General features: G+C 62.3%; 6 protein-coding genes. 5 read left to right on the top strand and 1 reads right to left on the bottom strand.

The genetic code is table 11. The features are described from left to right. Window positions 1-354 precede the first annotated feature (354 nt). From coaD to queA, 5 genes are all read left to right on the top strand, one after another. Window positions 355-852 (top strand): pantetheine-phosphate adenylyltransferase, encoded by a 498-nt coding sequence (gene coaD, locus WB528_RS22440; protein ID WP_423890788.1) that lies wholly within the window; start codon window positions 355-357, stop codon window positions 850-852. A gap of 26 nt (window positions 853-878) precedes the next feature. Continuing rightward, a complete protein-coding gene (locus tag WB528_RS22445) occupies window positions 879-1,442 on the top strand; it encodes a peptidylprolyl isomerase (protein ID WP_423890789.1) in 564 nt (187 codons plus the stop codon). Between the two features lie 12 nt (window positions 1,443-1,454). After that, a complete protein-coding gene (locus tag WB528_RS22450; protein WP_423890798.1) occupies window positions 1,455-1,880 on the top strand; it encodes a hypothetical protein in 426 nt (141 codons plus the stop codon). Beyond that, window positions 1,856-2,320: a peptidylprolyl isomerase gene (locus WB528_RS22455; RefSeq protein WP_423890791.1), complete on the top strand. Its 465-nt coding sequence runs from the start codon at window positions 1,856-1,858 to the stop codon at window positions 2,318-2,320. The genes WB528_RS22450 and WB528_RS22455 overlap by 25 nt, the downstream gene beginning before the upstream one ends. Before the next feature lie 133 nt (window positions 2,321-2,453). Further along, on the top strand, window positions 2,454-3,545 hold the full coding sequence (gene queA / locus WB528_RS22460; RefSeq protein ID WP_423890793.1) for a tRNA preQ1(34) S-adenosylmethionine ribosyltransferase-isomerase QueA: 1,092 nt from the start codon (window positions 2,454-2,456) through the stop codon (window positions 3,543-3,545). A gap of 81 nt (window positions 3,546-3,626) precedes the next feature. On the opposite strand, the gene WB528_RS22465 is transcribed toward queA, so the two are convergent. Beyond that, the coding region (locus WB528_RS22465) for a Bug family tripartite tricarboxylate transporter substrate binding protein (protein WP_423890796.1) at window positions 3,627-4,124 on the bottom strand (498 nt) is incomplete at its 5' end.

Here is a 4,124-nt window from a genome sequence, read left to right on the forward strand (position 1 = left end):
GCAAAGCCCGGCAGGATGGCGAGGGCGGCGGCAACGCAAGCAGCAGCAGCGATAGCTGAAAGAGTCTTGATCATGACGGTCCCCTGTCGCGGGCCTTGCTGGCCCTCGTTTTCTGGTCCGTTAATACAAACCGGGCGTTTCCGGAGTTCTTCGCCAAGGTCCGCCAAAGGTCCAAAATGGTTTCATCCAACCGCCGTTTTGTTTCATCGCCGGCCTGGCACGAAACAAAGGCAATCCCTGCCATGAAGACGTGCCGGACCCGCAAGGGGTTCAATGGCCAACCAAAAATATAGGTTTCGCTGAGATGGAACGGACTAGCTTGCAGCTACAGCCGTGGCGGGGTAGGACGGTTTCATGCCCCGTGTCGCGCTTTATCCCGGCTCATTCGATCCCGTCACCAATGGCCACCTGGACGTCGTCCGGCATGCCGTCGGCCTGTGCGACCGCCTGGTGGTCGCCATCGGCGTCCATCCCGGCAAGGCGCCGCTGTTTTCGGTCGAAGAGCGGCTTTCGATGCTCCACGAGGTGTTCGAACCTGTGGCAAGCCACGCGGGATGCGAATTCGACTGCGTCACGTTTGACGATCTCACGGTCACCGCGGCCAAGCGCGCCAAGGCCACCATTTTGATCCGGGGCCTCCGCGACGGCACCGATCTCGACTACGAAATGCAGATCGCCGGCATGAACGAAACCATGGCGCCGGAGGTCCACACCGTGTTCCTGCCGGCCTCGCCGACGGTCCGCCCGATCACCGCCACACTGGTGCGACAGATCGCCGGTATGGGTGGCGACGTCTCGAGCTTCGTGCCCAAGGCCGTGGCCAAGCGCCTCAAATCCAAATTCGGCCGCTAATATCTTTCTCTTACGCTGGAGCTTCCATGATCCGAATTCTCGCCGTCCTCGTCGCGCTGGTCTGTGCTGCGCCCGCCATCGCTCAGCCGCTTCCCGCCGGTCTCGACAAGCAGAATGCGATCGTCATCGACACCACCAAGGGCCGGATCGTGATCAAGCTGCGTACCGATATCGCCCCCAAGCATGCCGAGCGCATCAAGCAGCTCGCCCGTGACGGTTTTTACAACAACGTTCCCTTCCATCGCGTGATGGAAGGCTTCATGGCGCAGACCGGCGACGGGCAGAACTTCAACGGCACCGGCGGATCGAAATATCCGAACTTGAAGCAGGAATTTTCCAAGGTTCATTTTGCGCGCGGGATCGTCGGCATGGCGCGCCGTGGCGACAGCGTGGACTCTGCCAATTCACAGTTTTTCATCATGTTCACCGACGGCACGCCTTTGGACGGCCAATACACGGTGATCGGCGAAGTCGTGCAGGGCATGGACGTTGTCGACAAACTGAAAAAGGCGGCCCCGGGATCGGCCGGCGGTTCGGTGACCGACCCCGACAAGATGGTGAAGGTTCAGGTCGCCTCCGACATGAAGTGACCGGTGGCGAACCTGCCTCGCCATTGGCGCTGGTTAGGCGTCGTGGTGCTCCTTCTCGCAACGACGAGTCCTGCGCCGGCGCAACCGGCGCAGGTGAACACCATTTCCGATCTTTTCGCGAGGCTGAGGACCTGCTGGAAACCGCCGGAACCCTCGCGCGTCCATGCCGACATCGACATCACGGTCATTGTCAGCTTTAACCGGGCAGGGCAAATCATGGGCCGCCCCCGCGTGACCTATGAATCGGAACAGGCTGACGACAACGATCGTTTATTGTACCGGATCGCGGTCATGGAGGCGTTGCAGCGCTGCGTTCCCATGCCATTTACAGAAGGAATGGCCGGCGCCGCTGCCGGCCGCCCCTTCGCCATTCGATTTCACAACCGCAAACCTCCAGCAGCAGAGAAGCGAGCATGGCTGATACAGAAAATACTTTGATCCTCGACACCACGCAGGGGCCCGTCACCATCGAAATGCGTCCCGATCTTGCGCCGAACCATGTGGCACGGATCAAGGAACTGGTGCGGGAAGGATTTTACGACGGCATCGTGTTCCATCGTGTGATCGACGGGTTCATGGCTCAGACGGGTTGCCCGCAGGGTACGGGGACCGGCGGTTCCGGCACCAAGCTCAAGGCCGAGTTCAATGCCGAACCGCATGTGCGTGGAACCACCTCGATGGCGCGCGCCGCCAGTCCGGATTCCGGCGACAGTCAGTTCTTCATCTGCTTCGACGACGCCCCGTTCCTGAACAAGCAGTACACCGTATGGGGCAAGGTGACGTCGGGAATGGAGAACGTCGACAAGATCAAGCGCGGCGAGCCGGTCAGGGATCCCGACAAGATCGTCAAGGCGCATATGGCAAAGGATGCTGCGTAGTTCACCGACCAAGTAGTAATGCCATGCCCCGCGCAAGCGGAGCATCCAGTACCCACCGAATTTGATCCTAATGAAGATCGGGGTACTGGATCGCCCGCCTGCGCCCTGCGCGGGCGATGACCGGGACTGGCCAATGCGCACCGATCTCTTCGATTTCGAATTACCCGCTGAGCGGATCGCGCTGCGCCCCGCGCACCCGCGCGATTCTGCGCGGATGCTGGTGGTAGAGTCCGGCTCGTCCCTGCACGACCGCGTGGTGTCCGATCTGCCGCAATGGCTCAGGGCGGGCGATCAGATCGTCGTCAATGACACCAAGGTGATCTCGGCCCAGCTGAGGGGACGACGTCTTGGCCGCGACACCGAGCCGAAGATCGAGGCGACACTGATCAAGCGGCTCGACGGCTCGCGTTGGCAGGCGCTGGTCAAGCCGGCAAAAAAGCTCGCGCGCGGCGACGTGGTCCGTTTCGGCAACGAGGGCCGGGTTTGCCTGCTCGGACACCTCGATGCCGAAGTCGAGGACAAAGGCGAAGATGGCGCGGTCACGCTGTCGTTCTCATTTCACGGACCGACACTCGATTCCGCAATATCAGATCTCGGTAGCCCACCGCTGCCGCCCTATATCGCCTCCAAACGCGCGGCTGACGAACACGACGCGGCCGACTATCAAACCATGTTCGCCGTCAACGAAGGCGCGGTCGCCGCACCCACGGCCGGCCTGCATTTTACGCCGGCGCTGGAAGCCGCATTGCGCCAACACGGCGTCGATCTGCATCGCGTCACCCTTCATGTCGGTGCGGGCACGTTCCTGCCGGTCAAGGCGGACGACACCTCGGAGCACAAGATGCATTCCGAGTGGGGTGCGATCTCGCCGGCAACGGTCGAGGCGCTGAATGCGGCGCGCGCAAGGGGAGGACGCGTGGTGGCCGTCGGAACCACTTGTCTGCGGCTATTGGAAAGCGCGGCCGCCGAGAATGGCGAGATCCGGCCGTTCGATGACGAGACGGCCATCTTCATTACGCCTGGCTATCGCTTCCGAGCCGTCGATATCCTCCTGACCAACTTCCATTTGCCGCGTTCGACGCTGTTCATGCTGGTCTCGGCGTTCTCGGGACTGGAGACGATGAAGCGCGCCTATAGCCACGCGATCGAGAGCGGCTACCGGTTTTACTCCTATGGCGATGCCTGTCTCCTGTTCCGAGGACGGGACCGAGGCGTGTTCTCATAAATCCGAGCTGCGAAGACATGATGTGTCCGCTTTGCCGCCAAAGGCGATTGCGGCAAAGCGATCTTGCGCGGGGCGTAAGCGCTACTCCACCTTCACTCCGACGGCGTGGATGATGGGGCCGAAGCGTTCGATGTCGGACGCGATCAGCCGCCGCAGCGGCTCCGCTCCCAACTGGTCCGGTCCGGGCACATCCGCCGCGAGGTCGGTGAAGCGGCGCCGCAGGTCCGGATCGGCCAGTGCGGTCTTGAGCGAGGATTCAAGGCGTTCGAGGATCGGCCGCGGGGTGGCGGCCGGTGCGGCGATCGCGTTCCAGACCGTCAGGTCGAACGCGGGCACCCCAGCCTCGGCGAAGGTCGGCACGTCCGGAATTTGGGCAAGGCGGCTGGGCGCTGAGGTCGCAATCGCCGTGACGTTGCCGCCGGTGTGCATCGGAATCATGGTGACGGTCTGGTCGATCACGGCATCGATCGTGCCCGCGACAAGATCGTTGATCGCGGGACCGGAGCCTCGGGAGGGGATGTCGTGGGCCTGCGTGCCTGTCACATGCAGGAAGGTGATCGCGGCAAGATGGGTGGTCGT

The sequence above is a fragment of the Bradyrhizobium sp. genome, from assembly GCF_049586575.1.
Taxonomy (GTDB): domain Bacteria; phylum Pseudomonadota; class Alphaproteobacteria; order Rhizobiales; family Xanthobacteraceae; genus Bradyrhizobium.